The organism is Streptomyces sp. NPDC027189, assembly GCF_055566975.1.
In genome coordinates this window covers 16,949-34,196 of sequence record NZ_JBVHRI010000014.1, presented here as the reverse complement: position 1 = coordinate 34,196, position 17,248 = coordinate 16,949, and the positions used below count along the sequence as shown (strand labels likewise).

11 protein-coding genes are annotated in these 17,248 nt (G+C 71.8%); 9 read left to right on the top strand and 2 right to left on the bottom strand.

From position 1 onward, the window contains the following. Positions 1 to 56 precede the first annotated feature (56 nt). A complete protein-coding gene (locus tag ACZ4RZ_RS29345; protein ID WP_467749395.1) occupies positions 57 to 2,993 on the top strand; it encodes a DEAD/DEAH box helicase in 2,937 nt (978 codons plus the stop codon). Positions 2,994 to 3,286: 293 nt separating this feature from the next. Next, on the top strand, positions 3,287 to 5,377 hold the full coding sequence (locus tag ACZ4RZ_RS29340; protein WP_467749394.1) for an SWIM zinc finger family protein: 2,091 nt from the start codon (positions 3,287 to 3,289) through the stop codon (positions 5,375 to 5,377). Between the two features lie 601 nt (positions 5,378 to 5,978). On the opposite strand, the gene ACZ4RZ_RS29335 is transcribed toward ACZ4RZ_RS29340, so the two are convergent. Next, positions 5,979 to 7,484, bottom strand: coding sequence for a long-chain-fatty-acid--CoA ligase (locus tag ACZ4RZ_RS29335; protein WP_467749034.1), 1,506 nt, complete (start codon positions 7,482 to 7,484; stop codon positions 5,979 to 5,981). Positions 7,485 to 7,507: 23 nt separating this feature from the next. Next, positions 7,508 to 8,611, bottom strand: a complete 1,104-nt coding sequence (locus tag ACZ4RZ_RS29330; RefSeq protein WP_467749032.1) for a TauD/TfdA family dioxygenase — start codon at positions 8,609 to 8,611, stop codon at positions 7,508 to 7,510. Positions 8,612 to 8,799: 188 nt separating this feature from the next. Here ACZ4RZ_RS29330 and ACZ4RZ_RS29325 point away from each other — a divergent pair, with 188 nt between their 5' ends. The 7 genes from ACZ4RZ_RS29325 to ACZ4RZ_RS29295 all read left to right on the top strand — a co-directional run bounded on the left by ACZ4RZ_RS29325 (position 8,800) and on the right by ACZ4RZ_RS29295 (position 17,180). Further along, entirely contained in the window at positions 8,800 to 9,822 is a 1,023-nt protein-coding gene (locus ACZ4RZ_RS29325) for an AraC family transcriptional regulator (RefSeq protein ID WP_467749030.1), read from the top strand. Between the two features lie 311 nt (positions 9,823 to 10,133). Next, positions 10,134 to 11,192 (top strand): beta-keto acid cleavage family enzyme, encoded by a 1,059-nt coding sequence (locus tag ACZ4RZ_RS29320; protein ID WP_467749028.1) that lies wholly within the window; start codon positions 10,134 to 10,136, stop codon positions 11,190 to 11,192. Between the two features lie 77 nt (positions 11,193 to 11,269). Beyond that, a complete protein-coding gene (locus ACZ4RZ_RS29315; protein ID WP_467749026.1) occupies positions 11,270 to 12,244 on the top strand; it encodes a quinone oxidoreductase family protein in 975 nt (324 codons plus the stop codon). Between the two features lie 38 nt (positions 12,245 to 12,282). Continuing rightward, positions 12,283 to 13,203, top strand: a complete 921-nt coding sequence (locus ACZ4RZ_RS29310; protein ID WP_467749024.1) for a TauD/TfdA dioxygenase family protein — start codon at positions 12,283 to 12,285, stop codon at positions 13,201 to 13,203. A gap of 91 nt (positions 13,204 to 13,294) precedes the next feature. Beyond that, on the top strand, positions 13,295 to 14,581 hold the full coding sequence (locus ACZ4RZ_RS29305) for an MFS transporter (protein ID WP_467749023.1): 1,287 nt from the start codon (positions 13,295 to 13,297) through the stop codon (positions 14,579 to 14,581). After that, positions 14,578 to 15,201 (top strand): RBBP9/YdeN family alpha/beta hydrolase, encoded by a 624-nt coding sequence (locus ACZ4RZ_RS29300; RefSeq protein WP_467749021.1) that lies wholly within the window; start codon positions 14,578 to 14,580, stop codon positions 15,199 to 15,201. Before ACZ4RZ_RS29305 ends, ACZ4RZ_RS29300 begins: the two co-directional genes overlap by 4 nt. Then, positions 15,198 to 17,180 carry an acetoacetate--CoA ligase gene (locus ACZ4RZ_RS29295; protein WP_467749020.1) on the top strand — a complete coding sequence of 661 codons (1,983 nt, stop codon included), beginning with the start codon at positions 15,198 to 15,200 and terminating at the stop codon, positions 17,178 to 17,180. Before ACZ4RZ_RS29300 ends, ACZ4RZ_RS29295 begins: the two co-directional genes overlap by 4 nt. The last annotated feature ends 68 nt before the right edge of the window (positions 17,181 to 17,248 follow it).

Below are 17,248 nucleotides of genomic sequence, written 5' to 3'. Positions count from 1 at the left end.
CGCCCGTAGAGTCGAAGACAACTGATTCGACTGAGGGGCGGGAGGTGACCGGGCGTATGGGGGACGGGGTGGATGCGGTGGCCGAGCGGTCGCTTTCCGTGCGATCACTGTCCGTGCGGCTCGCCGCCGTCTTCCTGCCCGCGCCGCTGCCGCGCGAGGGGCGGGTCGCGTTCTGGGATCCGGACGGGGACGCGCTGCCGTCCGATGAGCAGGGCGGGGGCACGGCGCCGGGGGAGCATGCCGCGGGGGTGTCCTCGGGTGAGCGAGTCGGGGGTGCGGCGTCGGGTGAGCCGGTCGACGGGGCGCCGTCCGGTGAGCGGACCCGGCTGACGGTCGTACGACCCCACGGTCCCGGAGTCCGCAGAGGCATCGTCTCCGCCGTGACGCTGCCCGTGGGTGAGGCCCTGCCGCTGCTCGCCGGAGCCCGGCGTGACCCCGCCGCGCATCCCGCCACGGCCTGCTGGGGCGCGGCCGCCCTGCATGCCCTGCGGCTCGTCGCGCGCGGGCGGCTGCTGCCGGGGCTGACGGCCGAGGGGCTCGACGCATGGCGCGCGGGCCCGCTGGACCAGGACGACATCGCCCACCTCAGGGCGGTTGCGGCGGCCCTCCCGTACGAGGGACATGCCGTCCCGCTCCCCGGCAAGGGTCCGCTCCGGCTGCCCGAGCCGGAAGCACTGATGCGGTCCTTCCTGGACGCGGTCGCGGACACACTGCCGCGTACCCCGGCCGCGCCGTACACGTCCGGGAAACCCTTCGCGGCGAGCGAGCCGCAGCGGCTGACCGGTGCCCACGACTGGGCCGCCGAGGTCGCCGCCGGCATGGACGCGGGTGTACGGATCTCGCTGCGCCTGGACCTGTCCGCCTACCAGCTCTTCGACGACGACGAGGGAGCGCGCCGCGCGGGCGCGGCCGTCGTTCAGGTGCACAGCCTCGCCGACCCCACCCTGGTGGTGGACGCGACATCCCTGTGGGCGGGGGAGGCCGACGCCACCTTCGGCCCCCGCGCGCGCGTCGACGCGGCCCTCGCCGTTCGTCGCGCGGCCCGCGTCTGGCCACCGCTCGACCGACTGTCCGCACAGGACGTGCCCGACGTACTCGCCCTCTCCGAGGAGGAGTTGTCCGATCTGCTCGGGGTCGCGGCCACCCGGCTCGGCGCGGCCGGAGTCGCCGTGCACTGGCCCCGGGACCTCGCCCACGACCTGAGCGCGGCAGCGGTGGTGCGCCCCGCGCCCGGGTCGGCGACGGACGGCACCGGGTTCTTCGAGAGCGAGGAACTGCTCCAGTTCCGCTGGCAGTTGGCCCTCGGCGGCGATCCGCTCACCGAGGCCGAGATGGACACCCTGGCCGAGGCCCACCGCCCGGTCGTCCGGCTGCGCGACCAGTGGGTGCTCGTCGACCCGGCGCTCGTCCGCAAGGCGCGCAAGCGCGAACTGGGCCTGCTCGACCCTGTCGACGCGCTGTCCGTGGCGCTCACCGGCAGCGCCGATGTCGACGGCGAGACGGTCGATGCGGTGCCGGTCGGCGCGCTGGCCGCGCTGCGCGACCGGTTGACGGCGGGCGTGGCTTCCGTGGACCCGCCGCCGGAGCTTCAGGCCCGCCTTCGGGACTACCAACTCCGCGGCCTCGCCTGGCTGGACCTCATGACCTCCCTCGGACTGGGCGGCTGCCTCGCCGACGACATGGGGCTCGGAAAGACCGTCACCGTCATCGCGCTGCACCTGCGGCGGGCCCACAGCGAGCCGACCCTGGTGGTCTGCCCGGCGTCGCTGCTGGGCAACTGGCAGCGGGAGATCGCCCGTTTCGCGCCCGGCGTTCCCTTCCGCCGCTTCCACGGACCCGACCGCACTCTCGACGACCTCGACGGCGGCTTCGTCCTCACCACATACGGGACGATGCGGTCCACCGCGCCGCGGCTCGCCCAGCAGAAGTGGGGCATGGTCGTCGCGGACGAGGCGCAGCACGTCAAGAACCCTTACTCGGCGACGGCGAAGGCCCTGCGGACCATCCCGTCCCCCGCCCGCGTGGCACTCACCGGCACCCCCGTGGAGAACAACCTCTCCGAACTGTGGGCCCTGCTGGACTGGACGACCCCCGGACTGCTCGGCCCCCTCAAGTCCTTCCGGGCCCGGCACGCGCGCGCCGTGGAGAACGGCGAGGACGAGGAGGCGGTGGCCCGCCTGGCCCGGCTGATCCGCCCCTTCCTGCTCCGCCGCAAGAAGTCGGACCCCGGGATCGTCCCCGAGCTCCCGCCCAAGACCGAGACCGACCACCCCGTCCCCCTGACCCGCGAGCAGGCCTCCCTCTACGAGGCGGTGGTCCGGGAGTCGATGCTGGCGATCGAGACCGCCGAGGGCATCGCGCGCCGGGGCCTGGTCCTCAAACTCCTCACCTCCCTCAAGCAGATCTGCAACCATCCGGCGCTGTATCTCAAGGAGGAAGCCCGAGCCGCCCACGGGCCCTCAGCCCGCTCCGGCAAACTGGCCCTGCTCGACGAGCTGTTGGACACGCTGCTCGCCGAGGACGGTTCGGCACTCGTCTTCACCCAGTACGTGGGGATGGCCCGCCTCATCACCGCGCACCTCGCCGCCCGTGCCGTCCCCGTGGAGCTCCTGCACGGCGGCACACCGGTCGCGGAGCGGGAACACATGGTGGACCGTTTCCAGAGCGGGGCGACCCCGGTCCTGGTGCTGTCCCTCAGGGCCGCGGGCACCGGTCTGAACCTGACCCGGGCCGGCCACGTCGTGCACTTCGACCGCTGGTGGAACCCCGCCGTCGAGGAACAGGCCACCGACCGCGCCTACCGCATCGGCCAGACCCAGCCCGTCCAGGTCCACCGCCTCATCACCGAGGGCACGGTGGAGGACCGCATCGCCGAGATGCTCGAAGCGAAGCGGGCGCTGGCCGACGCGATCCTCGGCTCCGGCGAGGCGTCCCTGACGGAACTGACCGACCGCGAGCTGTCGGACCTGGTCTCGCTTCGGAGGTCCTCGTGAACGGTTCCGAGAGCGAGGAGCGGCCGGTGGCAGCCGGGGCGGAGGAGGAACGAGAGGACACCGACCGGCATGGGGACACGGGCCGGCCCGGGGGCACCGATCCGCCCCGTCCCGTCGCCGGGGCGCGGCCTGCGGACGAGGCCCGTCGGGCGCTGCGAGCCGCGCGCGAGCGCGAGGTTCGGGAGACCGGGCCGGCCGATGCGGCTGACGATCAGCCGGCCCCGCTTGCCGCGCGGGGCGCGGCCGGGAGGCCGCCGAAGACGGCGTCCTCCCCGGGGGCGCGACCGGGCGACGTGGCGCGAGAGGCCTTGCGGCGGGCGACCGGGGCGGGGAGTACTCCGGCGAGCCGTCCCGCTGAGGGGGCTTCCGGAGGCGCGCGTCCCGGTGACATCGCGCGCGAGGCGTTGCGCGCCGCGCGGGACGAGGCGAGACGGGCGGCACACTCGGAGGCCGGAGACAGTGGGGTAACGGGCCCTGGAATCAGGGGAGTTGAGGCAGGGCGCCGATCGGTCGAGCCGAACCCGGACGCTTCCCGGACTCGGCGGAGCAGACCGCGCCAGGCAGGCGGGTCCCGGGCCCGGGACCTACGCGATCTGCTCGCCGGCGCCTTCGAGTTGCCCACCGACGTGACGTCGGACCCGCATACGGCGCAGCCCCGGGACACTCGTGAGTCGGCTTCGGACGCGCCTCGTGTGCCGCCCCGGGACGTCCGCGAGGCGGCTTCGGACTCGTATGGTGCGTTGCCTCAGGACGCCCGCGAGGCGGCTTCCGATGCATATCGCGCGCTGCCCCAGAACGCGCACGAAGCGACTTCGGAGCCGCAGCCCGCGGAAACCCGAGACGCACGCGAGGCGACCTCGCATGCTCACCCGGCGCAACCCGGAGACGTACGCGAGGCGACTTCGGAGCCGCACCCGGCGCAGCCCGGAGACCCGCGCGTGGCGACGCCGGACTCGTCAGCCGCGCAACCCGGCGACGACGGCGAGGCGTTCCCCGTGCGGCGCCCCGCGCGGCCCGGCTCCGTACCCGGTGCGACCGCCGGCCCGCTCCTGGCACACCCCGGATCGCACTCCGGATCAGAGCCGCGAACCGCGCCCCGGGCCAACCGGCTCCCGCGCTCCATGGGATCCCCGGGCCGCGACGGTGAGCTGCGTCGTACCTTCCCCGCCTTCGCCGCGCGGGCGTCGGAGGCCGACGCCTTCGCGGAGACGTGGTGGGGGAATGCCTGGGTGACCGCCTTGGAGGAGGGGGCGCTGGATGCCGCGCGGTTGGCGCGCGGGCGGGCCTATGCAGGGCACGGGTACGTCGACGCCATCACGGTCACCCCGGGGTTGGTGCTCGCGTATGTGCACGGGAGCCGACCGCGGCCGTACCGCGTGCAGGTCAGGGTGCGGACGCTGTCCGACGGTGACTGGGACCGCTTCCTGGACGCGGCCGCCGAGCGGCCCGGGCACATCGCAGCGCTGCTCGACAAGGAGATGCCCAAGTCGCTCGCGGAGTGCGGGGTCGCGCTGCTCCCCGGCCCCGGCGAGCTCGAACCGCACTGCAGTTGCCCCGACTCCGGGCACCCCTGCAAGCACGCGGCCGCCCTCTGCTACCAGACGGCACGGCTGCTGGACGAAGACCCCTTCGTGCTGCTCCTGTTGCGCGGCCGCGGCGAACGCGAGCTGCTCGACGCGCTGTCCCGCCGTAACGCCGCCCGCGCGGCTCGCGCCGCCCAGGAGCAGAAACCCGCGCCCCTGCCCGGCGTACGCGCCCGCGACGTGATCGCCCGGCGCACACTGTCGCCGCTCCCGGCGCCGTTGCCGCCGCCCGCGCACCCCGAGCAGCCGCCGACCTACCCGGGCGCTCCGGGCGGTCCGGACCCGTTCGCGCTCGACCAGTTGGCCACGGACGCGGCGGCTCGTGCGCACGCGCTGCTCACCACGGGCCGCGATCCCGTCGCGGAACTGACGCTCTGGCAGGACGCGGTGCGTCTGGCCGCCGCCCGCCCCGGATCCGGCCTCACCGCCGCCACCCGCGCCCTGTACTCCTCGCTCGCCTCCGCGACCGGGCGCACCCCGGCCGACCTGGCGCGCGCGGTCGCCGCCTGGCGGCAGGGCGGATTCGAAGCGCTCAGGGTCCTCGAAGAGCCCTGGGACCCACCGGCCGGCCGCTTTGACCGGGCCCGCCCACTCCTCCTCGCCGCGGACCTCCCCGCCTTCCGCCCGTGGCGCAACCACCTCACCCACCCGCGGGGCCACGCCCAACTCCGCCTCGGTCACAACGGCCTCTGGTACGCCTACGAATCCGAACCGGGGCACGACGACTGGTGGCCCCGCGGCACCCCCGACCTCGACCCGGTCGGCGCACTGACGGGCCTCGGCGCACCGGGCGACCTCTGACACCGGGCACGGGACCGGGCCGCGCCGCCCGCCGACTGGCCGGATTCCTGGGCGAGTCGAGCCGCCGAGCCCCGGACGCCGACCGTCCGGGGAACGCGAGTCTCCCGGTCGGCGGGGAACATCGCCCCATCGGCCGGTCGTGGTCCGGCGCCGGTGGGTGGTCCGCTTCGACGTGAGCACCTGCGGTGGGACCACCTGGCGCCGGACCCGGCGCCACGCGAGGGGCGGGCTGGGGCCGCGGGTCCACCGACTGGCGTCGGCGGCCTCGAAGATGTCTTCGGCTCCGTCTCCCTGCTCGCCGGGTTCCTGCTGGCGGCTGCCCCTTCGGCGTGGGAACCTTGCCGGCCACGGGCCCGCCGGTGCGCCGCACCACCATGGGCGGCATCGCTTCGGTCCGCAACGCGGGTCCCGCGCCGGCCGCGAGCGGGCTCACCTTCGACGACCGGCCCTCCATCCCGGGAGCGCTGGCAGCGGTCCTGCTCAGCGGGCCGGCCGCGGCCCTCCCGATCGCCACGATCCTCAGCAGCCGACGCCAGGCAGCCCCGACGACGCCTCGCACCGCCCATGACACGCGTCCGAGACCGTCGCCGAGGCGTGGGATTCACGAGCAGACCGACGGCGGCGGGACCGTGATCTCCCGCTTGAGGATCTTGCCGGTGGGGCCCTTGGGCAGCTCGTCGGTGAAGGTGATGATGCGCGGATATTTGTAGGCTGCGACATGTTCCTTCACGTAGTCGCGGATCTCCTGCTCCGACGCCTTCTCGCCGGCCCTCAGCACCAAGACCGCCGCGACTTCCTCCCCGTGCAGCGGGTCCGGAACTCCCACGACCGCGGCCTCGGCGATCGCGGGGTGCCCGTAGAGGACCTCCTCGATCTCCCGCGGGTACACGTTGTAGCCGCCCCGGATGATCAGGTCCTTCTTGCGGTCAACGATGAAGTAGAAGCCGTCCTCGTCGACACATGCCAGGTCGCCGGTGTGGAACCAGCCGTCGCGCAGTGCGAGAGCGCTGGCGTCGGGGTTGTTGAAATAGCCCTTCATCACGTTGTCACCGCGGAGGGCGATCTCGCCGACCGCGCCGGTCTCCACGGCGGACCCGTCGTCCCCGACGAGTTTCATCTCGACTCCCCGCACGGGTGTGCCGATCGAGCCGGCCTTGCGTGGGCGGTCCGGATGGTTGAAGGCGGCCACCGGAGATGTCTCCGACAGGCCGTAGCCCTCCAGCACCGGTGCCCCGAAGGCTCGCTCGAAGCCGTGCAGCACCTCGACCGGCAGGGCCGCACCGCCCGAGACCGCGAGTCGGAGCCGGGGCGTGTTGTGCCGGTCCGGGCGCTCGGCGTGCAGGAGCGAGGAGTACATCGTCGGCACGCCCAGGAAGACGGTCACCCCGTCCCGGTGCATGACCTCCAAGGCCCGCCCCGAATCGAACCGGGGCAGCAGGGTCAGCGTCGCGCCGGCGGCTATGGCGGTGTTCATGGCGCAGGTCTGACCGAAGGCGTGGAACAGCGGCAGGCCGCCGAACAGGACGTCCTCCGGGCCGAGCAGAAGCAGGGTCTCCGCGGTGGTGGCCGTGTTGGTCAGCAGGTTTCGGTGGGTCAGTTCTGCACCCTTGGGGGTTCCGGTGGTGCCCGAGGTGTACAGGATGACGGCGGTGTCGTCGTCGGCCCGCTCGACCACGCCGGGCATGGGCCCGGCAGCGAGCAGCAGCGCTTGGAAGGCGTCGGAATCCGTGACCAGGCACGCCGCTCCGGTCTCGGCGGCTGCCTTCGCGACCTGGTCGGCGCACATCGGGTGGGCCAGCGCCGTCCGGGCCCCCGAGTCGCGGAGCACGAAGGCTGCCTCGCGGGCCGTGAGCAGCGGGTTCATCGGCACCACCACGCCACCGGCTCGCAGGATGCCGAAATACACGACCGGGAAGAGCGGCACGTTGGGCATGGTCATGGCGACGACGTCGCCTGGCCGGACACCCCGCCGGCCCAGGGCGTTGGCGAGCCGCGCACTCGCCTCGTCGAGCTGCTCGTACGTGAGGGTGGTGTCGTCGTGGCGCACGGCGACGTGCGCTCCGTGTACGGCCGCGGAGTTCACCAGGAGCGTGGCGAGATTGGGCATGACTGTGGCGTCCTCGATTCGTCTCAGTAGGTGTGCAGCGGCGGACAGCTGCAGCCAGGGCGTGCCATGCGCAGGCTCCGGGGGTGGATGACGTCGTGTGGGGTGATCCCGGCGCGTGTCACGGGGCGGGAGTGCGGTCCGGCTGCCCATCCTGCGGGGTCGGTGTCTTCGTGGCGGGCAAGCCACAGTCGCAACAGGTGCCGTTTGTGTTCCGGGGCGTCGAAGTCCTCGTACGCCGAGCGGGCGTGCAGCACCATGTGGTTGTCGAGCAGCAGCAGATCACCGGGCTGGAGATCCAGTTCGAGCCGGACGGCGGGCGAAGCGGCCGTCGTCTCGATCAGGTCGTACAACTCCCTGTCAGCGGCCCGGTCGGGACCACTGCCGCGAGCAGTGTGTGCACCGTTGGCCAAGCGGGCGCGGTCGTAGCGCATGCTGGGCCTGTCGCTGTGCCGGGTGACAAGCGGGGAGGCCAGGTACGCCCCCTCACCGGACGCGCGCTCTTCCTGGCCGCCGAAGAGGTGACTCCGGTACAGGCGCAAGGCGAGGTCCGGTCGGGCGTCGAGCACGGCGTTGTGCACGGCGGCAGCACTGGCCAGCAGCGTACGGCCGCCCGAGCGGCCCGGCCGCAGGCACATCAGGCCGAGCAGGTCCGACTCGGCGGTGTGGAACGGGAGCGCCGCCCGGGTCAGACAGGCGGGTGGCGCCGGGCCGTCCAGCACCAGGCCGACGTCCCGGATGTGGCAGAGGGTGCGGCCGTCGGCGGTCTGCGGGACGGGCCTGCCGAGGTACTGGCCGATGCCGCGCAGCACGGTGCTCGCCTCCGCCTCGCCGAGCAGATCCGGCGGTACAGCTTTGATCAGAAGGAAGCCCGGCCCCTCGACAAGCGCCGCGGCAGCGCGCTCGAGCTCGGCGGCGAGCGTGGGCAGAGGGAAGTCGCCGACGGTCATCCGCAGCAGTGTGGCGGCGCGCCCGCGGGCGGTGTGCACCCCCGTACGCAGTTCCTCACCGTGCTCGGCGGACAGCCTCACCACCCAGTCGTCACGGCCCGCCAGATCGGGTCCGTACCACAGGGCGGGGCCCGTGAACGGTTCGGTCGGCACCGCCGGCGTATCCGGGGTTTCGGCCATGGTCGCCTCCGCGAGGTCTGGTGAGCCGAGCAGCTTTCTTCCGGCGGCGCGGCGGGCGGGCGGCGCGGCCGCCGGTCGCCCTACGGGCAGCGTTGAACGGGGATGCTACGAATCACTCGTCCGTCATGCTTGACGTACGGGGACGGGAAACTTAACTTCTGGGGACCCGCCGCCCTTGGAGCGTGCCCATGAGGCCCCTTGCCCGCACCGCCGCGCTGAACGGCTATGTCGAGCTCAGCCGATCTCTCGGTCTCGATCCCCGTGTGCTGATGAAGGGCGTCGGCCTGGACACCGCGGACCTGGCCGTGCAGGACCGGTGGATCTCCGGCACGGCGGTGGTCAGGCTGCTGGAGCTGTCGGCCGCCGCCTCCGGGCGCGAGGACTTCGGTCTGCTCCTGGCGGAGCTGCGGCGCTTCTCCAACCTCGGCCCCATCAGCCTGCTCGTCCGTGAAGAGCCTGACGTGCGCAGCGCGTTGTCACTGCTGATCCGCCATCAGCACACGTACAACGAGGTCCTGCACGCCCGGCTCTCGGAGGGCAACGGGGTGGCCACGCTCAAGGTGGACCTCCGGCTCGGGGAGCCGCAGCCGGCCCGGCAGGGCACGGAACTCGCCGTGGGCGTGTTCCACCGCGTGCTGTGCGGCTTCCTCGGCCCGCGCTGGCGCCCGTTGTCGGTGTGCTTCGCACACCGAGCGCCGCGGGACACCGCAGGCCATCGCCGCATGTTCGGGCCCTTGGTGGAGTTCGACCGCGACTTCAACGGCATCGTCTTCTACGCCGCGGACCTGGACGCCCCCAACTCCATGGCCGATGCCCAGCTGCGCAGCTACACCCGGCAGTACTTCGAGCCCATCGCAGTCCCCAGGGAGTCATCCGAGGCCGACCGGGTGCGCGAGCTCATCGAGGCGCTGCTGCCGACCGGGCGCTGCTCCATCGAGCAGATCGCACGCAGCCTCGGCGTCGACCGGCGCACCGTTCACCGTCATCTGGCTCGCTCCGGGGAGACGTTCTCCTCCCTGCTCAATTCGACCCGCAGGGCGCTCGCCGAGCAGTTCGTCGCCAATCCCAGCCGTTCCCTGACCGAGGTTTCCACACTGCTCGGGTTTTCGTCGCTGAGTGCGTTCTCCCGGTGGTTCCACGAATACTTCGGCACCGGTCCGCGGGAGTGGCGCAAGAGCGGGGGCGGCTCGGCGACCCGCGGCGGAAGCTGAGCCCGCAGCAGGACGCATACATACGGGCGGCAGGACCGGTGGACCCGCGCGTGTGTCCCCGATTGACAAGTCACCTGTCACCGCAGGCAAAGCGGGCACGTGCCGCCCGCCCTACCGTGGCACCACCGCGCAGGCGGTCGGCTTCCGGAGGGAGCGCTCTGCTACTCCCCTGAGGGCACTTCCTCCGGACCAGCCCGCAATCATCTCGGTCAGGTGTCGCCACCGGCCCGGACGTCAGCCTCCGCAGGCCCTGTCGTCGCGTCCGCCGCCTGCTCCGTGACGCGATCACCCCTTCGACAAGGAGAAGCACCGTGCACTTCCACGACGACTCTCTCTTCCCCGAGAACCAGGAAAAGCTGGTGATCCAGGCCGCGCCGTACGGCCCCGAGTGGCTTCCTGGCGACGCGGACGACCTGCCACTGACCATGGACGAGCACGTACAGGCGGCCGTCGACTGCTACAACGCCGGCGCGACGGTGCTCCACATCCACGTGCGTGAGCTCGACGGCAAGGGCTCCAAGCGGATGTCGATGTTCAATGAACTGCTGGGACGGCTGCGCGAGGCCGTGCCGGACATGGTGCTCCAGATCGGCGGTTCGATCTCCTTCGCCCCCGAGGGCGAGGGCGGTGACGCCAAGTGGCTCGCCTACGACACCCGTCACCTGCTGGCCGAACTCACCCCGGCGCCGGACCAGGTCACGATCGCGATCAACACCAGCCAGATGAACATCGTCGAGATCATGAACGACGACGACCTCGAGGGCACCTCGATCGCGAAGCCGGACTACTACCGGGCGTACCGCGACATGGTCGTCGAGGCCGGTCCGGAGTTCTACCTGGAGCACCTCAAGCGGCTGCGCGCGAACGGTATCCAGCCGCACTTCCAACTCGCCCACCTGGCCCAGCTGGAGACCGTGGAGCGGCTGATCCGGGCCGGTGTCCACACCGGACCGCTGATCCTCAACTACGTGGCGATCGGCGGCGGTTTCGCCGGGCGGCACCCCGCCGACCTGATCGAGTTCATGCGCCGAGTCCCGGACGGCGCCGTTCTGACCATCGAGAGCTCCATGCGCGCCGTGGCCCCGATGAACGCCGTCGCCATCGCCCTCGGCCAGCACGTTCGCGTCGGCAACGAGGACAACCTCTGGCGCGCCAAGGGCGAGCGGATGTCCTCCGTGGCACAGGTCGAGCAGATGGTGGCGATCTCCGAGGCGCTCGGCCGTGAGATCGCCACCGGCGCCGACGCCAAGCGGATCTACAAGATCGGCGAGTACTACGCAGACGCCGACGAGACCATCGCCCGGCTCGGCATGGTGCCCAACCGTCGCCCGGGGCAGCGCGGCTTCATGCTGCGCGACGTCACGGCCTGACTCCCGCCTCCCCGGCGCCGGGGCCCGTCCCCGCACACAGGTAACACCCCACCCGCGCGATTCCTTCGGAGCACTCTGTGGCACACGCCGTCCGCTTCTACCAAACCGGTGGCCCCGACGTCCTGTCGTGGGAGGAGGTCACCGTCGGCGATCCCGGCCCCGGCGAGGTGCGTATCCGGCACGAGGCCGTCGGCCTCAACTTCGCCGACACGTACTTCCGCAGCGGGCTCTATCCGGTCCGCCTGCCCGACGGCATCGGTGTCGAGGCCGCCGGCGTGGTGGAGGCGGTGGGCGAAGGCGTCACCGACGTCGCCGAGGGCGACCGGGTGACGTACACCGGAAGTCCGCTCGGTGCCTACAGCACGGAGCGGGTCATGCCCGCCTCGCACCTGATCAAGCTGCCCCCCGAGATCAGCTGCGAGACGGCGGCCGCGATGACGATGCGCGGCCTGACCGCGGCCTATCTGCTGCGCAGGATCCATCCGCTCAAGTCCGGCGACACCGTGCTGCTGCACGCCGCGGCGGGCGGGGTGGGCCTGATCGTGTGCCAGTGGGCCGCGCTGCTCGGCATCCGTGTGATCGGAACGGTGTCCAGTGAGGAGAAGGCTGACATCGCCCGAGCACACGGATGCGAGCACGTCATCCGCTACCGGCGCGAGAACGTGGCCGACCGGGTCCGCGAGCTGACCGGCGGCGCGGGTGTCCCGGTCGTGTTCGACAGTGTGGGCAAGGACACCTTCGCGGGATCCCTCGCCTCACTGGCCCGCCGCGGGCTCCTCGTGTGCTTCGGCACCGCCTCGGGCCCCGTGCCGCCGATCGACGCGATGCAACTCGCCGTCCAGGGCTCGCTGTTCGTCACCCGACCCGCCCTGGCCGACTACATCGCCGACCCCGCCGAGCGCGCCGCGCTGGCGGGCGAGCTGTTCGAGCACGTCGCCTCCGGGCGCATCAAGATCGAAATCAATCAGCGTTACGCCCTCGAGGACGCGGAGCAGGCGCACTGCGATCTGGAAGCCGGCCGGACCACCGGATCCTCCGTCTTCGTCCTGTGAGAGGGCGCACCCCGTTCCACCCCAGGGAGTGAGCATCCATGCCAGACACCCTCTCGTCGTTGCCGCGGCAGGCCCCGGCGCTGGTGCGCCCGAGCGCGCGCCGCACATCCATCGTGGCCGAGCCGCTGACCTGCACCATCGGTGCCGAGCTCAGCGGTGTGAGCCTGGCCGAAGCGGCCCGTGACGACGGCTTGTTCGCCGAGATCAAGAGCCTGCTGCTGGAGTACAAGGTCCTCTTCCTGCGGGATCAGGACATCTCGCGTGCCGACCACGTCGCGTTCGCCTCGCGTTTCGGCCCGCTGGAGGACCACCCCGTCGCCGGCAGCGACCCCGATCATCCCGGGCTGGTCCGGATCTACAAGGACCTGGACAGCCCCCCCGAGCACTACGAGAACGCCCTGCACACGGACGGCACATGGCGGGTGAACCCGTCGATGGGCGCCGTACTGCGCTGCGTCGAATCGCCCCCGGTCGGCGGTGACACGATCTGGGTGAACATGGTCGAGGCCTACGGCCGGCTCCCTGACCACATCAAGACCCGGATCGAGGGGCTGCGCGCCCGGCACAGCATCGAGGCCACCTTCGGCGCTGTCATGCCCGACGAACGGCGCCACGCGCTCAAAGAGCGGTTCCCGGACGCCGAGCATCCGGTCGTGCGCACCCACCCGGAGACGGGCGAGAAGATCCTCTTCGTCAACGCGTTCGCGACGCACTTCGTCAACTACCACACGCCCGAGAACGTGCGTTTCGGCCAGGACTACGCGCCGGGCGCGAGCCACCTGCTCACCTATCTGATCAGCCAGGCCGCGATCCCCGAGTACCAGGTGCGCTGGCGCTGGAGTCCCAACAGCGTGGCCATCTGGGACAACCGCTCCACCCAGCACTACGCCGTCCAGGACTACTGGCCCGCCGTCCGCAAGATGGAGCGCGCCGGAATCGTGGGCGACAGACCGTTCTGACCTTCCCTTTCGAGCAGTCGAGGTGATGACAATGAAGTTTCACACCACTGCGCAGTCCACGGCCCCGACCGCATCCGTGTCGGAGTGGCCCGTGTCCAAAAGCTATGCCTGGACAGTCTTCGCACTCGGCTTCGGCCTGCTGCTGTCCGACTACATGTCCCGCCAAGTCCTCAACGCCGTCTTCCCGATGCTGAAGGCCGAATGGCTGCTGTCCGACGCCGCCCTGGGGTCGCTCAGCGGCATCGTGGCCCTGACGGTCGGCGTGCTCACCTTCCCCATGTCCCTACTGGCCGACCGGTGGGGGAGGGTGCGGAGCCTGCTGCTCGCCGCCACCATGTGGAGCCTGGCCACCCTGGGGTGCGCCGTATCGGCGAGCTACGGCGAGATGTTCGTCGGCCGTCTCTTCGTCGGCATCGGTGAGGCGGCATACGGCAGCGTGGGAATCGCCGTGGTCCTCAGCATTTTCCCCGCCGCGCTGCGGGCCACCCTCTCCGGCGCCTTCATCGCTGGAGGAGCCTTCGGCTCGGTACTCGGCGTGGCCCTCGGCGGCGCCGTGGCCCAGGCGGCCGGCTGGCGTTGGGCGTTCGCCGCGATGGGGATCTTCGGCCTGGTGCTCGCCGCGGTGTACGGGGTCGTGGTCAAGGAGAGCAGACTGGCGCCGCGTGGACGGCCGGCCGGTGCCGAGGGCGGTGCAGAGGCGAGCGGTCGGCTGCGCACTCACCTGCCCCGCCTGTTCTCCTCCGTCTCGGTCATCAGCGCCTACATCGGCAGCGGACTGCAACTGTTCATCGCCGCCGCGCTCCTGGGCTGGCTGCCCAGCTTCTTCAACCGCTACTACCACATGGCACCGGCCAAGGCGGGCGGGGCCGCCGGTGGCTTCGCGATGATCATCGGCCTGGGCATGATCCTCGGGGGCGTCGCATCCGACCGCGTCAGCTCCACCGCCCCGATCCGCAAGTGGGCCGTCGCGGTCGGCTGCAGCCTCGGTGCGCTCCTCCTGCTGACCCTCACCTTCCAACTGCCCACCGGACCAGCCCAGTTGCTCGCCCTGGCCGCCGGTTGCCTGCTGTCGGCCGGTTCCGCCGGACCCGCGGCGGCCATGGTGGCGAACCTGACCCCCGCCTCCATCGCCGCGACCGCGTTCGCCACCCTCACCCTGGCCAACAGCCTGCTCGGGCTGGCCCCCGGCCCCGCCGTCACGGGCGCGCTCGCGGACCGCTTCGGCCTGCTGGGCGCCCTGCGCATCGTGCCCCTCGTCGCGGTCGCAGCCGCGGCGGTCTTCCTGGTCGGCAGGCACTGGTACGAACGCGACCTCCTCCGCCTCGACGACCTCGCCACGAGGGCGGAGCCCAAGCACCCGTCGGAGGTCCCCTCATGAGCCCCACCGGGCAATCCACCGTGGTCATCGTCCCCGGTCTGCGCGACCACGTTTCGGACCACTGGCAGACCGTGCTGGCCGAACGGCTCGTCAAGGCCGGCCGCGCCGTTCGCACCGTTCCCCCGGTGGCCGCGGAACGGCTCAGCCTGGACGTCCAGGTCGGCAATCTGGCCGCGACGCTGGCGCCCCTGGACGGGCCGGTCCTGCTGGTCGCCCACAGTGCCGGAGCCATCACCACGGTGCACTGGGCCGGGCGCCACCGTGCCGACGTACGCGGCGCGCTGCTCGCCACGCCACCGGACTTCGAGACGCCGCTGCCGGACGGCTACCCCACCCCTGCCGAACTGGCGGACCACGGTTGGACTCCCGTGCCCCGCGTGCCGCTTCCTTTCCCCACCCTCGTCGCCGCCAGCGCCGACGACCCGCTCGGCGCACCGGGCCGCGTCGCCGAGCTGGCCCGGAACTGGCGCAGTCGCCTGGTGCAGCTGGGCGCGGTCGGCCACCTCAACCCGGCCTCGGGACACGGTGAGTGGCCCCTTGCCGAGGAACTGATCCGCATGCTGGAGTCCGACTCCCGCAGCGCACCGCTCGGGGCGACGCGCACCGGAGGGCACTCATGAGTCCGGACACCGAACCGCTGTGGACACCGGGGCGCCGCGAACTGGAGGACTCCAACGTCGCAGTGTTCATGGAATGGCTGGAAGAGACCCGCGGCCTGCACTTCGCCGACTACGCGGAGCTGTGGCGGTGGAGCTCCACCGACCTCCCGGGCTTCTGGTCGGCGGTGTGGGAGTACTACGGACTGGACGCCGTCACCGGGTACGACGAGGTGCTGGGCGACGCCACCATGCCAGGAGCCCGCTGGTTCACCGGCGCCCGGCTGAACTTCGCCGAACGGTGCCTCGCCCAGGCCACCGACGCCCGTCCGGCACTGGTCAGCGTGACCGAGGACGGCGAACCTGTCGAGACGTCGTGGGCCCAGCTGCGCCGCGAGGTCACGAACGTCTCCGCCGCCCTTCGGCGGATGGGCGTGCGCCCCGGCGACTGCGTCGCCGGGTATCTCACCAACCTGCCGCAGGCGGTGGTGGCACTGCTGGCCACCGCGGCGATCGGCGCCGTGTGGACGGCCTGCTCACCCGACTTCGGCACCCCCAGCGTGCTTGCCCGGCTGAGGCAGGTCCGGCCGACGGTCCTCGTCGCCGCGGACGGCTACCGCTACGGAGGTAAGGAGCACGACAGACGCCATACGGTCACCGAGCTCCTGGACGGACTGCCGACCGTCCGCCACCTCCTGGCGGTCGACGACCTCTTCCCACAGCAGACGGACGCATGGTCCATACGATCCGGCGTCACCGTGCACGCCTGGTCCGCCCTGCCGTCCACCGCCCGGGCACTGGACTTCGCCGACGTACCCTTCGACCACCCGCTGTGGATTCTGTGGTCGTCGGGAACCACCGGTGTCCCCAAGGGAATCGTGCAGGGTCACGGCGGCATCGTCGTGGAATTGCTGAAGGCGCTGGGGCTCGGTGCCGACCTGCGCCCCGAGGACCGGTACCTGTTCGTCACCTCCACCAGCTGGATGGTGTGGAACTTCCTGGTCGGCGGTCTGCTGCACGGCAGCACGATCGTTCTCTACGACGGCAGCCCAACGTATCCCGACGCCGTCGGCGCCTGGCGGGTCGCCGAACGGACCAGGGCGACGATGGTCGGGCTCGGCGCTGCCTATCTCGCGGCCGTGGAGAAATCGGGTCTGCATCCGGCGGCCGACCTCGATCTCGATGCGGTGCGCTCGGTCCTGCAGACGGGGTCGGCCATGGCATCGAGCACCTGGCGTTGGGTCCATGACCGGCTCGCTCCCGGCGTGTGGCTGCAGTCGATCTGCGGCGGGACCGACGTCTGCTCCGTGCTCGCGGGCGGCTCTGCCCTCCTCCCGGTGCGTGCAGGCCGCATTCAGTGCCCGGCGCTCGGTGTGGCGCTGGCCGCGTGGGACGAGACGGGACGGCCTCTGATCGGCGAGCAGGGAGAGCTGGTGGTGACCGCCCCACTGCCGTCCATGCCACTGCGCTTCGTCGACGACCCCGGTGACGCACGCTACCGGGCCAGCTACTTCGACACCTACCCAGGCGTGTGGCGGCACGGTGACTGGGTGACCATGGAAACGGACCTGTCCCTCGTCGTGTCCGGCCGTTCCGACTCCACGCTCAATCGCATGGGGGTGCGGATGGGGTCGGCGGACATCTATGGGGTGGTGGAGCAACTGCCCGGCATCTCGGACAGCCTCGTCGTCGGTGTCGAGCAGGCCGACGGCGACTACTTCATGCCGCTGTTCGTCGTGACCGGCGATGACGAGGAATCCGACGATCGCCTGTGGGAGCGGATCACGGCGGCCATCCGAGAGCAGTTGTCCCCACGCCATGTGCCCGACGTGATCGTGCGGGTGCCCGCGGTGCCCCGCACGCTGACCGGGAAGAAGCTCGAGGTGCCGGTCAAACGGCTTCTGCAGGGCGCGCGCGTGGCCGACGTCACCGGTCCTGGCGCCGTCACCGATGGCCACATGCTGGACTGGTTCGCGGAATTCGGAGCAAGAAGGGGTACGTGAAGCCGGACGCGGCGGATCTTCGCGGAGCCGTCACAACATGGACGGCTTGCACGGGGGCTCCGACCCGA

Bases quoted from the DNA above. Each gene is read 5' to 3' on its own strand.
- ACZ4RZ_RS29345 (WP_467749395.1), top strand. From the start codon at position 57: ATGGGGGACGGGGTGGATGCGGTGGCCGAGCGGTCGCTTTCCGTGCGA.
- ACZ4RZ_RS29300 (WP_467749021.1), top strand. From the start codon at position 14,578: ATGAGCCCCACCGGGCAATCCACCGTGGTCATCGTCCCCGGTCTGCGC.
- ACZ4RZ_RS29330 (WP_467749032.1), bottom strand. From the start codon at position 8,611: ATGGCCGAAACCCCGGATACGCCGGCGGTGCCGACCGAACCGTTCACG.
- ACZ4RZ_RS29310 (WP_467749024.1), top strand. From the start codon at position 12,283: ATGCCAGACACCCTCTCGTCGTTGCCGCGGCAGGCCCCGGCGCTGGTG.
- ACZ4RZ_RS29295 (WP_467749020.1), top strand. From the start codon at position 15,198: ATGAGTCCGGACACCGAACCGCTGTGGACACCGGGGCGCCGCGAACTG.
- ACZ4RZ_RS29335 (WP_467749034.1), bottom strand. From the start codon at position 7,484: ATGCCCAATCTCGCCACGCTCCTGGTGAACTCCGCGGCCGTACACGGA.
- ACZ4RZ_RS29325 (WP_467749030.1), top strand. From the start codon at position 8,800: ATGAGGCCCCTTGCCCGCACCGCCGCGCTGAACGGCTATGTCGAGCTC.